Here is a 20,003-nt window from a genome sequence, read left to right as displayed (position 1 = left end):
GCTCTACGAACCGGCGGCGGCCGGCACAAGCCGCGACCATGGCCGCGCCCGCCGCATGTCGAGCCGGCAGAGGCCGTGCAGGCGATGGCGCCGCGCAAAAGCGGCGACGCGCGCGTCATAATCCGTCGCCAGCGGGCTGGCGAAATCCCAGTCGGGCGGGTTGAACGTGGAGATGCCATTGATCGTTGGCACCCGCCACAGTTCGGCGAGCAGCATCGCATCGGCGTTGTGCGGATAGAGGCCCTGCTTGAAGGCGCTGAGGTACAGCGGCTCGTCGCGCCGGGTGACCACGGTGTAGAAGCTGGCACAGGCGGCGGGCGGCGGCGGGATGGCCGACACGGCGGCCTGCTGTTCGTCGTGGTGCAGCTGGGCCGGCGTTTCGGCGCTCAGATTCTCGGCGACGAGCAGCACGGCGAAGGTCGCGGCGAGCCACGGCCGCGACCGGGCCAGCCGCGTCGCCCGCTGTCGCCAGACGGCGACGACGAGCAGCAGGAAGGGCAGCACCAGCCAGAGCTGATAGCGCGACACCACGCGCAGCCCCTTGCCGCCGGGTACCAGCGCGTACACCAGGCCCCAGGGCGACACCGACCAGAATTGCAGCGTGAGCAGCCAGCCGATGATCGTCGCGAGCGCGAAGGCGCGCAATTCGCGCGATACCGGCAGGCCGTCGATCCGGCGGCGGACGAGGATCTGCCATGCGGCGGTGACGACCAGCACGAACAGGATCGGCGGGATGCCCGTTTCATGCTCGCCGCCGAGCACGCGCCGGGGCAGCATCGGGTCGGCGGGCATTTCGGCGTGGATCAGCGCGAACAACGGCCGGAACAGCCAGCCCCACAGGTAATTGTCCGGCCCGACGTTGATCATGTCGATCAGCGGCGTGACGAGATAGCCCAGCATCTCCTCATAGGGGTGACCGCCGGTTTCGCCTGCCTTGGGAAGGTAGATGGCGAGGAACGGCAGGACGAGGATCGCGAACGCGCCCACGCCGCAGAGCAACGTCGCGGCATGGCGGCGGGCCAAAGCGAGGGCGGCGGCGGGACGCCAACGGTCGCTCAGCACGCACCAGCAGGCGACGAAGAGGGCGGCGGAAAAAATTGTGAACCAGGCCATGTAATAGGCCGTCAGCAGCCATGCCGCGATCAGCGCCGCCAGCGCGACGGCGAGCGTCCGCGCGCGACCGCGGCGCCCGTCCTGTTCGGCGCGCACGGCGGCGATCGCGAGCATCATCGCCACCGGCAGCAGGGCGACGCTTTGCAACTGCACGTGCACGGCCTGCAGCGAGATGCCGCTCGCCACCGTCCACAGCAGCGCGACCAGCGTCGCCGCAGCACGCCCCCAGCCGAGCGTGCGCGCGACCAGCAGATAGGCCGCGACGAAGCCGATCGTCTTGAAGGTGAGGACGTTGAGCGTGTCGGCATGGAAGGGATCGGCGAACAGCCGCCAGAAGGAATAGCTGAGCCCATACAGCAGATAGCCGTCGTTATAGCCGAGCGTGCCGCGATACGGATGGAAATAACCGGTGGTGTCCCAGGCGGCGGCGCCGTCCAGCACGTTGCGCCAGTGTTCGAGGATGCTGATCTCGATCACCGCATCGCCGCGATCGCCGAAGCCGAGATCGAAGCCGCTGAGGATCGGGACGCGGAAGAACAGCAGCATCGCGACGACGAACGCGCCGGCGACCATCGCCCCATGCGCCAGCCGATCGCGGCCGGACGACCGGTCGCGCGCATCCGTCACGGCATTGGTGTCGGCGACGTCGGCACGGTCCATCGCCTCCGCCTAATTGTGGCGGTGGGTGCTGTCCAGACGCGCGCGCCGGCACGTCCGGCGATCAGTAGGTGACGGCCTTCACCATCAACCCGGTCTTGACCTTGTAGGCGACGGGGCGGGCGGGATCGATCGTCTGCGACCAGGTCGCGCCCGCATAGAGCCGCTTGGCGGGGAGCGGGCGGCAGTCGCCGCCGGCGGCGGTGCATTGCCGGCCCTCGTACAGTTCGACGCTGGTGCTGCCGGTGTTGGTCAGGGCGAGCGTCGTGCCGTCGCGACGGCCGGCGACCTCGCCGGCCATCACCGCGGGGCGGACGATGACCAGCATGTCGTAGCCGACCAGGACCTTGAGCGCCGACCCCGCGGCCGAGACATCGCCCGCCACCGGCTTGACCGTGACGCGATAGACGCGATCGCGCGCTGCGCGCGGCGCCACCGCGGCGATGCGGATCAGCTTGCGCTCGCCCGGTTCGAGGATCATCTTCTGCGGCGTCACCAGCAGGCCGCTTTCGGCCGGATCGGCGCTGGCGACACGCCGCTCCGCCGGGGTGCCGGGATCGACGATGCTCGCGGGTTCGGCGACGACGTACATGCGCTCGGCCCCGGTGTTCCACGCCTCGACATCGGCGCGCGGCGGCCCGGCGGGTGTGAGGTCGACGACGACCTGGCTGAGCACGAGATTGGCGGCGGCGGGCTGGGCGCCCAGGCCGGCGACGGCGACGGCGGTGACGACGGTCGCGAGGCTCCGGCGCATCCGGGTCATGGTCATGATCCTCTCCTTCTTCACGGCCGCAGGTCGGCGATCTGGTTGACGAACGACGCGCCGACGCAGGCGAGCGTTCCGAGCGCGGCATAGCCGTCGGGCGTCGCCGCGGCGTGGACCGGCAATTGGCAGGACCGGCCGTCGGGCGCCTGGATCTTCAGTACGGCGTTGCGGATCGTCTCGATCTGGAAATAGCCCGCGGCATCGGTGTCGCCGATCGCGCCGGCGGCGTGGATCGCCGCATTGGCGACCGGCGTGCCGTCGTGCCACAGCAACCGCCCGAACATCGCGACGACGTGGCGCGTCTTCCATTCGAGCCGCGCGACGGTGCCGGGATAGACGCTCACCTTGCGCGTGCCGCCATCCAGATGCATCAGTTCTTCACCGGTCGAGCGCAGGCGTACGGCATATTGGCGATAGGCCGGCACCGACACCGCCAGCGTCTCGCCGAGCCGGACGGTGCCGCGCGTGCCATTGTCGACCAGCACCTCGAACGGGGCGCCGGCGGCGCCCTTGCGGCGGGGCTCGCCATCCTCCTGCACCGAGACGACGATGATCGCGTCGTTGCGCTCGCGGCCTTGCAGGACGAGCGCGCGATGCGTCGCCGCGGCGGTCGTCTGGAAGCCGAAACTATATTGGGTGGCGCCGTTGCTGCCCGCGAGCGGCTGCGCGACATCGGCATAGAGCGCGGCGGCGCGGGTGCGCAGATCGGCATGGCCGCGCGCCAGCGTGCCGCCGACCTCGCGCTCCACGCCGCCCGACAGCGCCAGCTCGCCGCCGAGCACGCGATCGCGCTGCCACGCCCCGGCGATGCCGCCGACCGCCGCGACGCCGCGCTGCGTGCCGCCGACATCGCTGGCGCGCAGGCCGGCGCTGGCGCTCCACGCGGCGGTGCCGCGCAGCCGCTGGAGGCTGATGCCGAGGAACGCCGCGCGCCCCTGGTTGGTGATCGTCGCGTCGCCACGCACCGTCACCTGCAAGCCGCCGCGCTGGATCAAGGGGATGGTGAGGCTCGGCCCGAGGCCGTAGGAGGCGCGCGCACGCTGATCCCGGCGGTAGAAACCCGACAGGGCGAACTGGCCGCGGGGCAGCGCATAGTTGATCGTGCCGTTGACCTGGGTGAAGCCGCCGGTCGAGACGCGCGCCGCCGGGTCGGCGCGGAGGATCATCGCGGTCGCGACGCTGTCGCCGAGCGGGATCAGCGGCCGTCCCCCCGGGCTCCACACCCGCCGCAGATCGACCGCATAATTGAGCCGCGCGGTGCCCGACGAGGTGGCCTGGGCCAGCACGCCGAACTGGCCGTGGAGGGAGGCGAGCCCGGCGGCGCGCCATTGCGCGGCGTGGCCGAGCCAATAGCCACCCAGTTCGATCAGCGCGTTGCGATCGGTGCCGAGCACGGTCGCGTCGAGCGCGAGCTGCGGCGTCAGCCGGCGCGCGATGCCCGCTTCGTAGAAGGGCGTGCGCGACGTTGCGATGAAGGTGCCGACGCGGTCGTTGGCGAGCAGCCCGGCATAAGCGAAGACGATGGGGTCGCCGATCGCCGCGATCGCGGCGTTCTTGGTGAAGAAGCGCCGCTCGTCGCGCACCGCGCCGCCGGCCTCGGTGACGTGCAGTACCAGTTCGTAGGCGCCGTCCGGCAGGCTGGAAGTGTCGAGCGCCTGATTGCCCGCGTCATAGGTCCGCGAGGTCAGCAGCCGGCCGTCGCGCAGCACGTCGACGCGCGCCCGCGCCGCCAGCGAGACGACGAGCGGACTGCCGGCGATCAGCGTACGGTCGAGCCGGGTATCGATCTGGCTCTGCACGCCGACGCCGAGGATACGCCGCCGGCCGGTGAGGTCGATCCCCGGCGTCCATTGCACGCCCGCCGCATAGCGATAGCCGGGCGTGTCGAGCTCGGCCGCGAGCGTATCGGCGAGCAGGCCGTAGCGCGACGAATAGGACATTTCGCTGCGCACGCGGGCATGGCCGTAGCCAAGGATGGCGCGGTTGAGCACCGTGTAATCGACATAGCCGTCGCTGCCCGCGACGGTGCCGCCGATCTGGTCGACCAGCGACAGGCGCGCCTCGGGCGGCGGCAGATAGCGGCGCTCGCTCGCCGGATGTAACGCCAGCAGCCTGGGGTTGAAGAAGAGATCGATACGGAAGCGTGCCGCGTCGAGGATCACGCCGGCATCGGCGGGCGTCAGCGTCCGGCAGCTCGCCGGATCGGCATCGGCCGGGCAGACCAGCCCGGGATGCGCATCGAGCTCCGGCGCGGCGAGCGCCGCGCGCGCGGTGGCGATGTCGATCAGATCGGGGACGAGGGCGAGCAGCGCGTCGACCTCGAGAAGGGTGACCCGGCCCGAACCGTAGCGCAGCCGCGTCTGGCCGACCGCGCGGCCGCCGACGAAGACGTCGACCATCGCCTCCTGCGGCTTGAGCAACTGGTCGAAGCCCGCCGGCGCGCCGACGTGGAGCTGCGGCGCATCCGCCGGTCGATCCGCACGCGCGCCCGCGGAGCAGCACAGCGCCGCCGCCGCGGCCAGCGCCAGCCGCCAGCCCCTTCTGGGACGGCACTGGGGAACGGAAGCGCCGGACATGGCGTCGCGCCGCTATTCGGCCGCGATCAGCAGCGTCAGCGTGCCCGTATAGGGACCCGCCGTCGCCTTGCTCAGCTCGCTCGATCGCATCAGGACGATCAGGCTGGCGCTGTCGTTGCCGAGCACGCAGCCGAGATTGAGGCCGAGGCCGGTCGTCGTCAGTCCGGTGGTGGCCATCCCGGCGACCAGCGCAGTGCCGGTCGCCCGGCCCGGCGTGCCGCTCCATTGCACCTCATAGGCCAAAGGCGCACCGGCGCCGGCGAGCGTGAAGGCGCGGTTGGTGCCGCTGCCGCTCGCGACCACATTGTAGCGGCCGAGCACACCGGACGATGAGATGCACACGTCCTTGCTGCTGCTGATGTCCGCATCGACCCCAACCGTGCCGAAGGCGAAGTCGGCGAGCCGGGTGATCTGGACCTGCTGCGCGGCAGCGGGCGCGGCGCCGGCGAGCGCCACGGCCAGCATCATGCCGCCGGACAGGGCGCGCGGACATCCGATGGCCACGCTCCCGCCGTCCGTCAGAGCGGGTTGACGAGCAGCGTCAGCGTGCCTGTGTAGCTGGTCAGCGACGGCATCGCCTGCAACTGCGACTGCGCGATGGTGACGATCAGGCTCGACGTCGAGCTGGGCGTCGTCGCGCAGGTCGGCACCGCGGCGGTCGAGACGAAGCCGCTCGACGCGGTCGATGCGACCAGCGCAGTGCCGGACGTCTGGCCCGAGCTTTGGTTCCACTGCACGGCATAGGACACCGGCGTCAGCGCGCCCGAGGCGAGGGTGAACGCGCCGCCGGTGCCGCTGCCCGTCGCGGTGATCGTATAGCCCTTGGTCGCGGTGTTGCTCCACACGCAATTGTTCTGCGCGCTCAGCGCCTGGGCGTTGGGCTCGGCATTGGCGAAGCTGATGTCGCTGAGGCCGGTGATCTGCACGCGGCTCGGCACCGAGACGGTGATCTGGACGCTGCCCGTCGACGTCGCACCGAGCGCGCCGTTGGTCGCGGCCGCAGCCGGCGTCGCGGCGAGTGCGGTGAGGCCGAGCAAGGCCGCCGCGCGACCCGGCAGGAACTTTCCGAAAGCAATGATGTTGAGCTTCATGTTGCGCCACCCAAGTTGACCGACGATCAAAGTGCCGGTGAATGTGCCGCTGGACCGCTCGTTTACCCGAACCGTCCGAATAGTTCGGCGTTGATCCGCTGATCTCATGGCGCCGTTAACATTGCGTGTAACATTTTAACCACTTTGACATGGGTTATGGGCGATTAGAACCACAACTGCTCTATGGGAACGGCGGTTTTATCTATCGTATATGATATCGTGGTGCGGTTGTGGTCGGGTCGCGCCGTTCGGGCGGTCCGATCATGCCGGGAACCTCATCGGCGCTGCGGAATTGTGGGGGGCAGCGCGTGGGCGAACGCCCCGTGTCATCGATCTGAGGACATTATGAATCGTATCAAGCTGGGCCTGTTCGGGGCCGCCCGTCCGTCGAGCGTATCGGCCGATCTGCAAGCGCCGAGCGACGCGCGCACCATCGAAGCGCAGGACCGGCTCGCCGGCCTGACCCCGGTCGAAATCGCCACCGCGGAAGCCCTGTCGCGCAGCGACGGCGTCGCGCTCGCCGCGCGCTGACGCGAGGGCGGTTTAGGACGAGGCGACCTTCCAAAGTCCTCCCCCTGGCGGGGGAGGACTTCTTCTAAGCTCCGCGTGTCGCTCTGGCCGCACGTCGACCGCATCCGGTCATTCGACCAAGAAGCCCTCGGGTGGCGTGCGGGTGATGAAATGGCCCTTCACGCCCGCGGGCCATTGCTTGAACGCGACCTGCCCGGTGTCGCTGGCGGCGTAGAGCGCGGCATAATCGAGGATCGCGCGCGCCGCAGCTTCGTCCGGAGTGAAACGGCCGAGCACGTAGCCGACCTTGCCCGGCGCGCGCAGGTGGACGGTGCAGAAATCGGCGCAGGCGAACAGGCACGGCATCTCCTGTACCGCAACGCCGGCATAAGCGGGATCGGCGGCGCGTGCCGCATGGAGCGCCGCGACGAGCAGCGCGCCGCCGCGGCGGCCTTCGCCATCCTCGCGTGCGTCCGCGGTCAGGCGGCAGGTGCTGCATGCGACCACGGCGGGCCCGGCGGCGACGGGGGTGAGCTTCATCGCGCGACCCGGCGTTGTCCGTCCCGCACCGTCCGCTCCGCGGCACGGCCGAACAGATCGGCGGCGACCAGCCAGAACAGCGCCTGCGTGCCGATCGCGGCGAGGCGGAACTGCCAGAGCAGCGTCGCCGGGAAGCGTGCCGGCACCTCGTCGATCACCGGCAGCAGCCGCTGCACCAGCGCCACCGTCCCCACATAGATGCCGATCGCGATCAGCAGCCGGTCGAGGCCGGCGATGCGGCCGGCGAGGCGGCGATAGCTCCACAGTGCCAGGGTCGCCGCCGCCACCGACAGCGCGAGCATCGCGAAATAAGCGGCGGTGCGCAGCCGCACCGTCTCGTGCAGCCCGACCGCGGGCGGGGTCGGCGGATATTTGATCGCCGGCACCAGCACGATCGCGACGAAGGCGGCGACCGCGAGCAGCAGCGCGAGGCTGCGCGGCCCGACCCGCGCGACCCGGCCGTACAGCCCGGCGAAGACGATCGCGAGCAGCCCGCCGAGGGCGGTGCCGTACAGGCCCATCGCCGTGTAGAGCCCCCAGGTCTTCTGCGTCGCGCGGCTGACCAGTTCCTCGTCCGCCATCGCATGCACGGCGTTATGCGCCTCCAGCGCGACCGCGGCGTCGATCTGCGGCTCGGCGAACAGCAGCGCGAAGGTGGCGGCGACCAGCGCGCCGATCAGTCCGGCGAGCATCCCCCGCCAGAGCAAATTCCTCATCATGACCGTGCGTCCGTCGGGATCAGTGACAGGGGAAGCCGAGCAGGTGGCGGCCGTCGTGGACATATTCGTGGACGTACATGCCGTCGAACAGCGCGAAGGCGCCCTGTTCGGTGCTGACGAAATACAGCAGGATCAGCGCGACGACCGCGGCGAACACCGCCCAGGGGGCGATATCGACGAGCGGGATGTGCGTGGTGCCGACGGGAAGAAACGCGTCGTCGAAGGCGGCGGTGGTGCCGGACATCAGTCAGTCTCCTGCCGGGAAAGCGCGCCCGGATGGGGTGGAGGCGCCGGGCGGGGTCTGACTCTCGACAGGCTGGCGCCCGGCGATCACAGTGGCGCGACCGCGCCGGATTTCCACCGGCTTCCCGCCCGGCTCCGATCCGCCATGCTGTGGACGCGGGGCGGGGATGCGTCAACCGATCAGGAGATCCCGCCCGATGCCGACCCGCCTCGTCCTGCTCTGCGCCGGTGCCACCGCGGCGACGCGCGCGGCGCGCTTCGCCGATCCGGCCGAGCCGCTCGACGCCGGCGGCCGCGCCAAGGTGTTGGCGCTCGATCTTGCCGGGGCGGCGGCCGCGCAATGCTGGGTCAGCCCGGCGGCGGCGGCGCGCGAGACCGCCGCACTGATCGGTGTCGCCGCCGAGGAGGCACCGGCGCTCCGCGACATCGATGCCGGCGCATGGACGGGCCGCAGCGTCGAGTCGCTCGCGCCCGCGGCGGTCGCGGCGTGGCTGGCGGCACCCGAGGCGGGCGCGCCGGGCGGCGAAAGCATGGCGGCGGTACGCGCGCGGGTCGGGCCGTGGCTCGAAGGGCTGGGCGAGGGGCGTGTGCTGGCGATCAGCCATGCCGCGGTGCTGCGCGCGGCAATCGCGCACGCGCTTGACGTGCCGGTGGCGGCGACGCTGGCGATCGACGTCGCGCCACTGTCGATGGTGGTGCTGTCGCGGCACGGCCGCTGGCGGGTGCAGGAGCTGCGCCGCGGCTGAAACGTCAGCGCTCGACGATGCGGTCGGCGAGCGGTTCGCGCGCCTGCCAGCCGCGGCGCGCCAGTTCGGGGGTGGCGGCGGGTGCCTCGGGATAGCCGATGCAGAGCAGAGCGATCAGCGTCCACTCCGCCGGTACGTCGAGCAGGGTGGTGACATAGGTCGGATCGAGGATCGAAACCCAGCCGAGGCCGATGCCGTGCGCGCGAGCGGCGAGCCACAGCGTGTGGATCGCCATGACGGTGGAATAGCGCAGCATCTCCGGCATCGTCGCGCGGCCGAGGCCGTGGCCGGCGGCGGGCGCCTCGTCGCTGAACACCGCGAGCAATTCGGGCGCCTCGCGCAGCCCGTGCAGCTTGAGCCGGGCATATCGCGCGCGGCGCTCGGCATCGGGCAGCCGGTCGGCCGCCGCGGCGCTGGCGCTGTCGACATGCGCGGCGAGCGTCTCGCGCAGGCCGGGCGAGCGCAGCCGCACGAAGCGCCACGGCTGGGCGTTGCCGACCGAGGGCGCCAGCGCGGCGGCGGCGAACAGCGCCTGCATCGCCTCCTCCGCCACCGGATCGCGGCGGAAATGGCGCACGTCGCGGCGCCAGTGGAGCAACAGGTCGAGCCGGTCGCGGAACGCCGCGTCGAAAGCGGGTGCGGTCACGCGGCCGTCCGGCGCAGGAGGTAGGTGTCCATGATCCAGCCGTGGTCCGCACGCAGCGCCGCGCGCCGCGCGACGATCGCCGCACCGGTGTCGGCGAGCGGCCCGGCGGCGAGCGCCTGCTGCGGCATGCCGAGATAGGCGCCCCACCAGATCGTCACGCCGGCGGGGTCGAGCGTCGTGAACGCGCAATCGCCGTCGAGCATCACCGCCAGCGTGTCGACGTCCGCCGGCCAGCCGCTCGCGCGCAGCCGGCGGCCGGTGGTGACGAGCACCGGCGCGGCGAGCGTGTTGAGCGGGATGGCATGCGCGGCGGTCAGCGCCTGCAGGCTGGTGATGCCGGGCACCACCGTGACCGTCAGCGCCATGCCGCCGCGGCGCAGGCGCGCGGCGATCCGCAGGCTGCTGTCGTAGAGCGAGGGGTCGCCCCAGACGAGCAAGGCGAGCCGCCCGCCGGCGGGCAGATTGGTGGCGATCGCCCCGGCCCAGGCGGCGGCGATGGCGTCGTGCCAGTCGCGCACCGCCCCAAGATATGGGCCGAGATAGGGGCCGTCCGCGGCGCGTTCGGGCAAATCGAAGACCACGACGCGCGTCGTGTCGGTCAGCACCTCGGCGCAGAGCGCGCGGCGCAGATCGAGGAGATCGGCGGCGTCGGCGCGCTTGCGCGGCAGCAGGATCAGGTCGGCGGCGCGCATCGCGCGTTCGGCGGCGCGGGTGAGATGATCGGGATTGCCGGTGCCGATGCCGATGAGGTCGAGGTGGATCACGCCTCCTCCATCAACGGGCCGTAGAGGATCAATGCCGGTGCCTCCGACACGGTCGCGCGCAGGCGGTCGGCGAGCGCGGCGACGGTGGTGCGGGTCAGCCGCTGGTCGGAGTGGCCGACGTTCTCGGCAAACAGCGCCGGCGTATGGGGTGGCAGGCCGTGCGCGACGAGATCGTCGGCGAGCGTCGGGAAGGTGCGTTTGGGCATGAAGACGACGGTGGTCGCGTCGGGATCGGCGAGCGCCGCCATGTTGCGCGCCTGCGGCAGCGTGCCGGTGACGTCGTGGCCGGTGACGAACTGGACGCGCCGCGCCGACAGCCGCCGGGTCAGCGGGATCGCCGCCGCCGCCGCCGCGGCGCTCGCCGAACTGATGCCGGGGACGATCTCGAAGCCGATCCCCGCGTCGCGCAGCGCGACGATCTCTTCCTCGAGCCGGCCGAAGATGGCGGGATCACCCGATTTGAGGCGGACGACGCGCGCGCCGGTCGCCGCATGCGCGACGAGCAGCGCCGAGACGTGGCTTTGGCTCGGCGAGGGGCGGCCGGCGCGCTTGCCCACCGCGACCAGATCGGCGTCGGCGCGGACGTGACGCAGCACCGGACCGGCCGACAGATCGTCGAACAGCACGATGTCCGCGGCGCGCAGCCGGTCGACCGCTTTCAGCGTCAGCAGCTCGGGGTCGCCCGGTCCCGAGCCGACGAAGGAGACGAAGCCGGTCATCCTACCGCCGCGATCAGGTGGAAGAAGGTGCCCGACACGCGGCCACGGTACGAACCGGTATCGGCGAGCTCGGTCCCCTCCGCATCGGTGACCCGCGCCAGCGCGGCGTCGGGCTGGTCGAGGATCGTCGAATAATGGAATTCGTGCCCGGCAAGCGTCGTCCCCGCCGGCAGCGCGGCAAGCGGCGCGTGCAGCGCGGCGCGGCGATAGCCGAGGTGCATCCGCCGCCGTTCGTAGCTGGTGACGAGGCCGAGCAGCCCGGCCATGCGGTGGCGCACGCCGGCGGCATCGATCAGCCCCTCGCCTAGCGCCATATAGCCGCCGCACTCGCCGTGGACCGGCCGCGTTTCGGCATGGAGGTGGAGCGCGGCCCGGAACCGCTCCGCCGCGGCGAGGCGGCCGGCGTGGAGTTCGGGATAGCCGCCGGGCAGCCAGACCAGATCGGCGGCGGCATCCGGCGCCTCGTCGGCGAGCGGCGAGAAGGGCAGGATCTCGGCACCGGCGGCGTGCCAGCCGTCGAGCAGATGCGGATAGGTGAAGGAGAAGGCCGCGTCGCGGGCCAGCGCGATGCGTTGCGCGGGCGGCACCAGCCGCGTCGATGGGACCGGCAGGCGCGTGTCGGCGCCGGCGGCGGCACGGAGCGCGTCGAGATCGAGGTGCTCCGCCAGGAAGGCGGCATAGGCAGCGATGCGCGCGTCGAGATCGGGATGTTCGGCGGCCTGTACCAGGCCGAGGTGGCGTTCGGGCAATTGCAGGTCGGCGCGGCGCGGCAGGCTGCCGAAGACGCGGAGGCCGATCGCCGCCATCCCGACCCGCGCGAGCCGTTCGTGGCGCGGGCTGGCGACGCGGTTGAGGATGACCCCGGCGATCCGCACCGCGGGATCGAAGCGCGCGAAGCCCAAGGCGGTGGCGGCGGCGGATTGCGCCTGACCCGATATGTCGAGCACCAGCACCACCGGCCAGCCCATCCGTGCGGCGATGTCGGCGCTCGCGCCATTGCCGGTCGCGCCGGCGCGGGCGACGCCGTCGAACAGCCCCATCGATCCCTCGGCGAGCACCAGATCGGCATCACCGGCGCGGTCGGCCAGCCCGTCGAGCATCGCCGCCGGCATCGCCCAGCTGTCGAGGTTGAACGACGGGCGCCCGCTCGCGGCGTGGTGGAAGGCGGGATCGATATAATCGGGGCCGCTCTTGAACGGCTGCACGGTCAGCCCGGCGTCGGTGAAGGCGCGGAGCAGGCCGAGCATCACCGTCGTCTTGCCGGCGCCCGAGGCGGGCGCGGCGATCATCAGGCCGGGAATGGGGCGGGGCGTCATGCCGCATCGCCTCCGGCGAAGCGCGAGTCCGCCGATTGCGGGCGGAAGCGGCGATCGTAACCGGGCGCGTAGAGGCTGCTGTCGGCGAACCCCTCGGCGGCGAGGACGCGGCCGACGAGGATCAGCGCGGTGCGCTCGGGGCCGCCCTCCGCCGCCGCGACGATCGTGGCGAGCGTGGCGCGGATGATGCGCTCGTCGGGCCAGCTCGCCCGCCAGACGATCGCCGCCGGGCAGTCCGCGCCATAATGGTCCGCGAGCTGGTCGGCGATCTCGGCGAGGCGGTGGATCGACAGATGGATGGCGAGCGTCGCGCCGGTCGCGCCGAAGGCCGCGAGCGTCTCCGCCGCCGGCATCGCGCTGGCGCGACCGGAGGTGCGGGTCAGCACCACCGACTGGGCGAGGCCGGGCAGCGTCAGTTCGGCCTCCAGCGCCGCCGCGGCGGCGGCGAAGGCGGGCACGCCGGGGGTGATCGTCACCGGGATGCCGAGCGCGCGCAGCCGGCGGAGCTGTTCGCCCATCGCCGACCAGATCGACAGATCGCCCGAATGGAGGCGCGCGACGTCCTGACCCGCCTCGTGCGCCGCGACGATCGCGGCAACGATCTCGTCGAGCGACAGCGACGCGGTGTTCACGATCCGCGCGCCGGGCGGGCAATGGTCGAGCAGCGCGGCGGGCACCAGCGATCCGGCGTAGAGGCAGACCGGCGAGGCGGCGATGCGGTCGCGGCCGCGCAGCGTCAGCAGATCGGGTGCGCCGGGGCCGGCGCCGATGAAATGGACGGTCATGCGGGGATATCCTGTGAGATGGCGAGCGCGCAGGTCGCCATACGGTCCGGCGAGATGCGGCGGGATGCGAGCAGCCGCGCGCCGCGACCGGCGGCGGCGAGCGCGGCGGCCTCGGCGACGCTGCCCGTGCCGCGTGCGGCGAGGCTGGCGGTCGAGCGGGTCGGCGTGGCGATGGCGGCGAGCGCATCGGCGGCGATGCCGACCAGCGGCAGGTCGAGCGCGTCGGCCAGCGGCCGGGCGATCGCGAGCCGGTCGGCGGGGATGGCGAGCATCGTCGCGCCATGGTCTTCGCTCGCGACGACGAGCGCGGCGTGCAGCGATGCGGCGGTGGCGCCGGCGCGGCACCCGAAGCCGGCGACGATCATAGCGTCACGCTCCACTGGACCAGCGGATAGCTCGACCGCCAGCCGCGGCGGCTGCCGAGCGGCACCGCTTCGGCGAGTTCGATGCGCAGCAATTGCCCGCCGCGCCGCCCGTGCCAGCTAGCAAGCAACGCTTCGGATTCGAGCGTCACGGCGTTGGAGACCAGCCGCGTGCCGGCGGGCAGGTCGGCGTACAGGCGATCGAGCAAAGCCTCGCCGAGCCCGCCGCCGACGAACACCGCATCCGGCGGCGACCGGCCGGCGAGCACCGCGGGGGCGACGCCTTCGACGACGTCGAGCCGGTCGACGCCGAGCGCGGCGGCGTTGGCGCGCGCGCGGGCGGCGCGGGCGGGGTCGCGCTCGAAGCCGATCGCCCGGGTCGAGGGGCAGGCGAGCAGCCATTCGATCGCGATCGATCCCGATCCGCTGCCGATGTCCCACAGCGTCTCGCCGGGCCGCGGCGCGAGTGCCGAGAGCGTCAGCGCGCGCGCCGGGCGCTTGGTGATCTGGCCGTCATGCGCGAACCAGTCGTCGGCAAGGCCGGCGGTGCAAGGCAGGACCGCGCCGTCGCCGGCGAAGGCGATGCCCAGCGCGACGGGATGCGCGATGTCGTCCAGCGCGAGATCCACCGCGGCGGCGTGGCGGATGCGTTCGCGTGGACCGCCGAGCGCTTCGAGGACGGCGATCCGCGATGCGCCGAAGCCGTGGTCGCTCACATAGCGCGCGGCGGCCAGCGCCGCCTCGCCGTCGCGGACCAGCACGATCGCGCGGACACCCGGCGCCAGATGCGGGCGCAGCCGCGTCGGCGGCGCGGCGTGCAGGCCGAGGCAGGCGGTCTCCTCCAGTCGCCAGCCGAGCCGCGCCGCGGCGAGCGCGAAGGTCGAGGGGGCGGGATGGGCGACCCATTCGCCGGGTGCGAGATGGCGGGCGAGCGTGCCGCCCGCGCCGAACCAGAACGGATCGCCCGACGCCAGCATCACCACGCGCTGCCCGCGCCGCGCGAGCAATGGCGCGATCCCCGCCTCGAACGGCACGGGCCATGGTTCGACCGGGCAGGCGAGCGGCGGCAGCAGCGCGAGATGACGGCGCGCGCCGGTGACCCATTGCGCCGCGTCGAGCGCGGCACGGCTTGCCGCGGACAGGCACGCGGGTCCATCCTCGCCGATCCCGACGATCGTCAGCCACGGATTGCCCTCAGCCATGCCCCATCTCCTGATCCTCGGCGGGACGACCGAGGCGAGCGCGCTCGCCGCCGCCTGTGCGGCGCGCGGGGTGGCTGCGACGCTGAGCTATGCCGGACGTACCGCGGCCCCTGCGGCACAGCCGGTGCCGGTGCGGATCGGCGGTTTCGGCGGGGTGGCCGGGCTGACCGCGCATCTCCGCCGGGAGGGCGTCACGCATCTGGTCGATGCCACCCATCCCTTCGCCGCGCAGATGAGCGGCCATGCCGTCGCCGCCGCCACCGCCGCGGGCGTGCCGCTGCTCGCGCTGACCCGCCCGGCCTGGGTGGCGCAGGCCGGCGACCGCTGGACGCACGTGCCCGACATCGCCGGCGCGGTGGCGGCGCTCGACGGACCGGCGCGGCGGGTGATGCTCGCGCTCGGGCGGATGCACGTCGAGACCTTCGCCGCGCAGTCGCAGCATCATTATTTGCTCCGCTTCGTCGACCGGCCGGACGCGGCGCCGCCGCTGCCGCGATACGATCTGGTGGTCGATCGCGGGCCGTTCACCGTCGCTGGCGACCGCGCGCTGATCGAGCGGCACGGCATCGACCTGGTCGTCGCCAAGAATGCCGGCGGCAGCGGCGCGGCTGCGAAGCTGGCGGCGGCGCGCGAGCTTAGCCTGCCGGTGCTGCTGATCGACCGGCCGATGCTGCCGGCGCGCGCCGAGGTGCACGACGTCGCCGCGGTGCTGGCGTGGCTGGGTCATGCCGAGCGCGGCGTATAGAGGATCGGCGCACCGGCGCGCGCGATCAGCCGGGTGCGGCTCGATCCGACGATCACCATCGTGCGCATGTCGGCCATCGCGCCGCGCGCCGCGGGCAGCGGCACGATGCGCAGCGCTTCCTCCGCGGTGGTGACGGCGCGGGCGAAGAGCACCGGGCGATCGTCGCCGCATGCCTCGCGCAGGATAGCGAAGGCGGCGTCGAGGGTGTCGGGCCGCGCGCGCGAGCGCGGATTGTAGAAGGCGATGGCGAAATCCGCTTCGGCGGCGAGCGCGATCCGGCGTGCGATCAGCGGCCAGGGCTTGAGATTATCGGAGAGGTTGATCGCGCAGAAATCATGGCCGAGCGGTGCGCCGGCGCGGGCGCTGGCGGCGAGCATCGCGGTGATGCCGGGCAGCACGCGGATGTCGAGGTTGCGCCAGTCGGGCGGCCCCGCCTCCAGCGCCTCGAACACCGCCGCTGCCATTGCGAACACGCCGGGATCGCCCGACGACACCACGACGACGCGTCCCCCCGCCGCCGCCAGCCGCAGCGCGTGGCCGGCACGATCGATCTCGACGCGATTGTCGCTGGCGTGCAGCCGCAGGCCCGGCCGCGGCGCGATCCGCGCGACATAGGGGATATAGCCGACCACGTCGGTCGCGCGGGTTAGCGCGTCGGTCACCTCGGGCGTGATCAGCGCCGAATCGCCCGGTCCCAGTCCCGCGATCGCCAGCCAGCCGCTGTCGCTCATGGCCGCCGCCCCTGGCCGTGGATCAGCAGGATCGCGAAATAGGGTGCGGTTTCGCCTGCCTCGGCAAGCGGGGTGACGCGTTCTTCCGGCATCGCGGCATATTCGACCAGCCAGGCCGCGTCGGTGCGCCCGGCGGCGGCGACCGCGCGGCGCAGCTTGGCGAGGTGGCGGCCGATCTTCATCACCACCAGCGCATCGGTATCGCGGATGCGGCGGGTCAGCTCCTCTTCGGGCAACGTCGCGGTGGCGATGGTCAGCACGTCGTCGCCCCAGGTGATCGGCCGGTCGGTCGCGGTCCAGGCGCCCGACATGCCGGTGATCCCCGGCACGATCCGCACCGGCACGCGGCCGGCGAGCCGCGCATGCAGGTGCATGAACGATCCGTAGAAGAACGGATCTCCCTCGCACAGGACCACCACGTCCTCGCCTGCCTCCGCCAGCGTGGCGAGATGCGCGGTGCAGTCCGCGTAGAAGGCGGCGAGGCAGGCGTTATAGGCGGGGTCGGCGACGGCGATCTCGGTGGTGACCGGATAGTCCATCGCATATTCGACCACATCGGTACGCAACAGGCCGTCGACCAGCCGGCGGGCACGGCCGGCGCGACCCCGTTTGCGGAAATAGGCGAGGTGGCGCGCGCCGCGCACCAGCCGGTCGGCGCGCACGCTCATCAGGTCGGCGGCGCCGGGGCCGAGGCCGACGCCATGGACGGTGCCGGTCGTCATTCGGCGTGGCTCGCCAGCGCGTTGACCGCGGCGACGGTGATCGCGCTGCCGCCGAGCCGCCCGGCGACGATCGCGCAAGGCACCGGCTGCTCGGCCCAGAGCGCGTCCTTCGACTCGCATGCGCCGACGAAGCCGACCGGGCAGCCGATGATCGCCGCCGGGCGCGGGCAGGCGGGGTCGGCGAGCATGTCGAGCAGGTGAAACAAGGCGGTCGGCGCGTTGCCGATCGCCACCACCGCGCCGGCGAGATGCGGCCGCCACAATTCCAGCGCGGCGGCGGAGCGGGTGTTGGCCATCGCCGCGGCGCGCGCCGGTACCTGCGGATCGTGCAGCGTGCAGATCACCGCATTGCCGGCGGGCAGGCGGGCGCGGGTGATGCCCTCGCTGACCATGCGCGCGTCGCACAGGATCGGCGCCCCGTCGGCGAGCGCGGCGCGGGCGCGGGTCGCGAAGCCGGGCGAGAAGCGGATCGCGGCGGCGAGCTCGACCAGTCCGGCGGCATGGATCATCCGCACCGCGACCGGTTCCTCCTCGGGCGGAAAGCGGGCGAGATCGGCCTCGGCGCGGATGATGGCGAACGAGCGGCGATAGATTGCGGCGCCGTCGGTTTCGTAGCTATGCGACACGGGAAGGGCTTTCGAGCAGGGCGATGAGGTCGTCGGGCGACAGGCCGGTGACGGCGGCGGGATCGCCGGCACGGGCGTGGAAGGCGAGATCGAAGCGGCCGTCGCGGCCGGTGGCGACGACGTCGGCAGGGGCGGCGCGGGCGCAGCCCTTGGCGCATCCGGAGACGTGCAGCCGTCCGGCAACATGCGGCGCGAGACGCAGCGCGAGCGCGCGCGTCGCGACGGTCGCCTGCGGACAGGCGGGTGCGCCGACGCAGGCGTCGACGGCGAGGTCCGCAGCCGCGCAGGCGGGGAGGCCGGCGGCGGCGGGATCGAGCCCCTCGACCAGCAAATTGCGCCACGGCGTCACGCGGATGCCGGTGACGCCGGGCCGGTCGGCGAGATCGGCGAGCATCGCCGCGTCGGTCCGGCCGAAGGGGAGGCCGATCGTGGTGCCTTGGGTGGGTCGTAGCGGATGCGTCTTGTGGTCCCCGGCGGAGGCGAGATCTTCGCGCAAGCCGACGCCATCCCCCGTTCTCCCGCGAAGGTGGGAGCCCAGGGCCCCCACTCCAAGACGGTGTCCTGCTTGGTCCAGTGTTCCCGCTTTGGCGGGAACACTGGGGGTGGTGGCACCCCCCGCGAGGTTCGCCGGCAACGGGGCGACATGCCGCGCCATTCGTCCCGCCGCGACGCCGCCGCTGGCGACGAACCACTCCGCCAGCGCGATCAGCGCGGTCGTTTCCTTACCCGGCGCCAGCGCGTACCCACCGGCGCGGCCGTCTGCGCGCAGGATCAGCCCACCGGTCGCATCGCGTTCGATCCGGAAGTCGGCGGGGCTGTCGATCAGGACCGGTTCGCGCCCCGCATCGATCGCGATGCCGATCTTGCCGGGCAGCGGCGGCAGCGCGTCGAGCCGGTCGAGCAGCGCGCAGGCGATGCGATGCGTGTCGTCGCCCTCCCGCCAGTCGGGCGCGACCAGCAGCGCGCGGGCCTCGCGGACCGGATCGGGATCGACCAGCCCGGCGGCGACCAATGCGCCGAGCGCGACCGGCCAGTCCGCCTCGCGCAAGCCGCGCAACTGGAGCGCGGCGCGGTTGGTGAGGTCGATCAGGCCGTTGCCATGCGTGCGGGCCACCGCGGCGATCGTCCGCGCCTGCGCCGGCGTCAGCCGGGCGAGCCGCGGGCGGACGCGCAGGATCAGCCCGTCGCCCGCCGCCATCGGCCGCCATGCGGTCGGGCACCAGCCACGAACGACACTCATGCCAGCGACGCCAGAATCGCGTTGCGCCGCGTCGGCCACAGGCCCGAGCGATGCAGCGCGGCGAAGCGCGCCTCCATCGCGGCGAGCGCGGCGGGATTGGCGGCGGCGAGGAAGGCGCGCACCGCGTCGCGGCCGAGCGTCGCGTCGTGATAGAGGTCGATCAGCTCCGGCGTCACGACGCGCGCGAGATGCGCGAAGGCGCCGAGATGGTCGAGCGTCGCGGCGATCTCGGCGGCGCCGCGGAAGCCGTGGCGCATCATGCCGTCGATCCACGCCGGCTGCGTCGCCCGGCCGCGGACGACGCGGGCGATCTCCTCGCGCAGGCTGCGCGCGCGCAGCCGCTCGGGATCGCGCGCATCGAGATGATAAAGCGCCGCCCGGCCGCCCGCGACCGCCTGCGCGGCGGCGAACCCCCCTTCGTGCGCGGCATAATCGGCGGCGAGCAGCAGGTCGCTTTCGGGCAGGTCCTGCAGATGGACGAAGGCGTCGGCGGCGGCGACGCGCGCACGCAGGCCGGTCGCATCGGCGCGCGCGTCGGTGTCGTCGAAGGCGAAGGACGATGCCGCCAGCCATGCCTCGCCCGCCGCAGCGCGTGCGGCGTCGGTATAGGTGTCTGCAGCGTCGCCCAAGCCGAGGCCGTACAACCCGGGCGCGGGACCGTAGACGCGCGGCGCTGCGGCACGGCCGACGAACGGATTCCAATCGGCGGGCTCGTCGCGCGCCGCCAGCGCCCGCACCGCTTGGCCGAACAGCGTACAGAGCGGCGCGAACGTGTCGCGGAACAGGCCGGAGATGCGCAAGGTCACGTCGATCCGCGGCCGATCGAGCAGCGCGAGCGGCAGGATGTCGACGCCGGTGACGCGATCGGAGCCGGTATCCCAGATCGGCGCGGCGCCGAGCAGGTGCAGCGCCATCGCGAATTCCTCGCCGGCGGTGCGCATCGTCGCCGATCCCCACAGATCGACCACCAAGCCGCGCGGATAGTCGCCGTGATCCTGCAGATGGCGGCGGATCAATTCGTCGGCGAGTCGCTGGCCCTGCAGATGCGCCGAGCGCGACGGCACCGCGCGCGGATCGACCGCGAACAGGTTGCGCCCGGTCGGCAGCACGTCGGTACGGCCGCGATGCGGCGATCCCGCCGGGCCGGCGGCGACGCGGCGGCCGGCGAGCGCGGCGAGCAGGCC

General features: G+C 72.7%; 23 protein-coding genes. 3 read left to right on the top strand and 20 right to left on the bottom strand.

Going from position 1 to position 20,003, the window contains the following annotated elements; all coding sequences use genetic code 11:
- Nucleotides 1-3: 3 nt before the first annotated feature.
- The 5 genes from FFS23_RS09795 to FFS23_RS09775 form a co-directional block, all read right to left on the bottom strand.
- Nucleotides 4-1,773 (bottom strand): hypothetical protein, encoded by a 1,770-nt coding sequence (locus tag FFS23_RS09795; RefSeq protein ID WP_249340612.1) that lies wholly within the window; start codon nucleotides 1,771-1,773, stop codon nucleotides 4-6.
- A 61-nt stretch (nucleotides 1,774-1,834) separates the two neighbouring features.
- Nucleotides 1,835-2,539 carry a fimbrial biogenesis chaperone gene (locus FFS23_RS09790; protein ID WP_137898465.1) on the bottom strand — a complete coding sequence of 235 codons (705 nt, stop codon included), beginning with the start codon at nucleotides 2,537-2,539 and terminating at the stop codon, nucleotides 1,835-1,837.
- Between the two features lie 14 nt (nucleotides 2,540-2,553).
- Nucleotides 2,554-5,112 (bottom strand): TcfC E-set like domain-containing protein, encoded by a 2,559-nt coding sequence (locus tag FFS23_RS09785; RefSeq protein WP_137898464.1) that lies wholly within the window; start codon nucleotides 5,110-5,112, stop codon nucleotides 2,554-2,556.
- Between the two features lie 12 nt (nucleotides 5,113-5,124).
- Nucleotides 5,125-5,616, bottom strand: a complete 492-nt coding sequence (locus FFS23_RS09780; protein ID WP_171009442.1) for a hypothetical protein — start codon at nucleotides 5,614-5,616, stop codon at nucleotides 5,125-5,127.
- A 14-nt stretch (nucleotides 5,617-5,630) separates the two neighbouring features.
- The gene (locus tag FFS23_RS09775; RefSeq protein ID WP_137898462.1) at nucleotides 5,631-6,203 is read right to left on the bottom strand and encodes a hypothetical protein; all 573 of its coding nucleotides are present in this window, start codon (nucleotides 6,201-6,203) and stop codon (nucleotides 5,631-5,633) included.
- Nucleotides 6,204-6,548: 345 nt separating this feature from the next.
- On the opposite strand from FFS23_RS09775, the gene FFS23_RS09770 reads away from it, so the two are divergent.
- Nucleotides 6,549-6,734 carry a hypothetical protein gene (locus FFS23_RS09770; protein WP_038665338.1) on the top strand — a complete coding sequence of 62 codons (186 nt, stop codon included), beginning with the start codon at nucleotides 6,549-6,551 and terminating at the stop codon, nucleotides 6,732-6,734.
- 108 nt (nucleotides 6,735-6,842) lie between these two features.
- Here the strand turns inward: FFS23_RS09770 and FFS23_RS09765 are convergent, their stop codons facing one another.
- Genes FFS23_RS09765 through FFS23_RS09755 form a run of 3 tightly spaced genes read right to left on the bottom strand, consistent with a single transcriptional unit; the run spans nucleotide 6,843 to nucleotide 8,216 of the window.
- Nucleotides 6,843-7,253 (bottom strand): DUF1636 domain-containing protein, encoded by a 411-nt coding sequence (locus tag FFS23_RS09765; RefSeq protein ID WP_137898461.1) that lies wholly within the window; start codon nucleotides 7,251-7,253, stop codon nucleotides 6,843-6,845.
- The gene (locus FFS23_RS09760; protein WP_249340611.1) at nucleotides 7,250-7,972 is read right to left on the bottom strand and encodes a CbtA family protein; all 723 of its coding nucleotides are present in this window, start codon (nucleotides 7,970-7,972) and stop codon (nucleotides 7,250-7,252) included. The genes FFS23_RS09765 and FFS23_RS09760 overlap by 4 nt, the downstream gene beginning before the upstream one ends.
- Before the next feature lie 19 nt (nucleotides 7,973-7,991).
- A complete protein-coding gene (locus tag FFS23_RS09755; protein WP_137898460.1) occupies nucleotides 7,992-8,216 on the bottom strand; it encodes a CbtB domain-containing protein in 225 nt (74 codons plus the stop codon).
- A 196-nt stretch (nucleotides 8,217-8,412) separates the two neighbouring features.
- Between FFS23_RS09755 and FFS23_RS09750 the strand changes: the two genes are divergently transcribed.
- Nucleotides 8,413-8,961 carry a histidine phosphatase family protein gene (locus tag FFS23_RS09750; protein ID WP_137898459.1) on the top strand — a complete coding sequence of 183 codons (549 nt, stop codon included), beginning with the start codon at nucleotides 8,413-8,415 and terminating at the stop codon, nucleotides 8,959-8,961.
- A gap of 4 nt (nucleotides 8,962-8,965) precedes the next feature.
- Here the strand turns inward: FFS23_RS09750 and bluB are convergent, their stop codons facing one another.
- The 7 genes from bluB to cbiE are packed head-to-tail and all read right to left on the bottom strand — an operon-like array spanning nucleotide 8,966 to nucleotide 14,755.
- The gene (gene bluB / locus FFS23_RS09745; protein WP_137898458.1) at nucleotides 8,966-9,607 is read right to left on the bottom strand and encodes a 5,6-dimethylbenzimidazole synthase; all 642 of its coding nucleotides are present in this window, start codon (nucleotides 9,605-9,607) and stop codon (nucleotides 8,966-8,968) included.
- Entirely contained in the window at nucleotides 9,604-10,371 is a 768-nt protein-coding gene (gene cobF, locus FFS23_RS09740; protein WP_137898457.1) for a precorrin-6A synthase (deacetylating), read from the bottom strand. The genes bluB and cobF overlap by 4 nt, the downstream gene beginning before the upstream one ends.
- Complete coding sequence (cobA, locus tag FFS23_RS09735) at nucleotides 10,368-11,090, bottom strand: uroporphyrinogen-III C-methyltransferase (protein WP_137898456.1); 723 nt, start codon at nucleotides 11,088-11,090, stop codon at nucleotides 10,368-10,370. Before cobA ends, cobF begins: the two co-directional genes overlap by 4 nt.
- A complete protein-coding gene (locus tag FFS23_RS09730) occupies nucleotides 11,087-12,406 on the bottom strand; it encodes a cobyrinic acid a,c-diamide synthase CobB (protein ID WP_137898455.1) in 1,320 nt (439 codons plus the stop codon). Before FFS23_RS09730 ends, cobA begins: the two co-directional genes overlap by 4 nt.
- Entirely contained in the window at nucleotides 12,403-13,191 is a 789-nt protein-coding gene (cobM, locus tag FFS23_RS09725) for a precorrin-4 C(11)-methyltransferase (protein WP_137898454.1), read from the bottom strand. The genes FFS23_RS09730 and cobM overlap by 4 nt, the downstream gene beginning before the upstream one ends.
- Nucleotides 13,188-13,556, bottom strand: coding sequence for a cobalamin biosynthesis protein (locus tag FFS23_RS09720; protein WP_137898498.1), 369 nt, complete (start codon nucleotides 13,554-13,556; stop codon nucleotides 13,188-13,190). The genes cobM and FFS23_RS09720 overlap by 4 nt, the downstream gene beginning before the upstream one ends.
- Nucleotides 13,553-14,755 carry a precorrin-6y C5,15-methyltransferase (decarboxylating) subunit CbiE gene (cbiE, locus tag FFS23_RS09715; protein ID WP_137898453.1) on the bottom strand — a complete coding sequence of 401 codons (1,203 nt, stop codon included), beginning with the start codon at nucleotides 14,753-14,755 and terminating at the stop codon, nucleotides 13,553-13,555. Before cbiE ends, FFS23_RS09720 begins: the two co-directional genes overlap by 4 nt.
- Here cbiE and FFS23_RS09710 point away from each other — a divergent pair.
- Complete coding sequence (locus tag FFS23_RS09710) at nucleotides 14,754-15,500, top strand: cobalt-precorrin-6A reductase (RefSeq protein ID WP_137898452.1); 747 nt, start codon at nucleotides 14,754-14,756, stop codon at nucleotides 15,498-15,500. The genes cbiE and FFS23_RS09710 overlap by 2 nt on opposite strands.
- Here the strand turns inward: FFS23_RS09710 and cobJ are convergent.
- From cobJ to FFS23_RS09685, 5 genes are all read right to left on the bottom strand, one after another.
- Nucleotides 15,479-16,231, bottom strand: coding sequence for a precorrin-3B C(17)-methyltransferase (gene cobJ / locus FFS23_RS09705; RefSeq protein ID WP_137898451.1), 753 nt, complete (start codon nucleotides 16,229-16,231; stop codon nucleotides 15,479-15,481). The two genes, FFS23_RS09710 and cobJ, sit on opposite strands and share 22 nt — an antisense overlap.
- Nucleotides 16,228-16,953, bottom strand: a complete 726-nt coding sequence (gene cobI, locus FFS23_RS09700; RefSeq protein WP_137898450.1) for a precorrin-2 C(20)-methyltransferase — start codon at nucleotides 16,951-16,953, stop codon at nucleotides 16,228-16,230. The genes cobJ and cobI overlap by 4 nt, the downstream gene beginning before the upstream one ends.
- Nucleotides 16,950-17,579 carry a precorrin-8X methylmutase gene (locus tag FFS23_RS09695; RefSeq protein WP_137898449.1) on the bottom strand — a complete coding sequence of 210 codons (630 nt, stop codon included), beginning with the start codon at nucleotides 17,577-17,579 and terminating at the stop codon, nucleotides 16,950-16,952. Before FFS23_RS09695 ends, cobI begins: the two co-directional genes overlap by 4 nt.
- A complete protein-coding gene (locus FFS23_RS09690) occupies nucleotides 17,569-18,819 on the bottom strand; it encodes a ferredoxin-like domain-containing protein (RefSeq protein ID WP_249340610.1) in 1,251 nt (416 codons plus the stop codon). The genes FFS23_RS09695 and FFS23_RS09690 overlap by 11 nt, the downstream gene beginning before the upstream one ends.
- Nucleotides 18,816-20,003, bottom strand: a 1,188-nt coding sequence (locus FFS23_RS09685) for a cobaltochelatase subunit CobN (protein ID WP_171009441.1), incomplete at its 5' end; no start/stop codon positions are given. The genes FFS23_RS09690 and FFS23_RS09685, both read right to left, overlap by 4 nt.

The sequence above is a fragment of the Sphingomonas sp. 2SG genome (genome assembly GCF_005503285.1).
Classification (GTDB): domain Bacteria; phylum Pseudomonadota; class Alphaproteobacteria; order Sphingomonadales; family Sphingomonadaceae; genus Sphingomonas; species Sphingomonas taxi.
The sequence above is the reverse complement of the archived record's forward strand: the minus strand, read 5'-3'. Positions and strand labels throughout refer to the sequence as shown.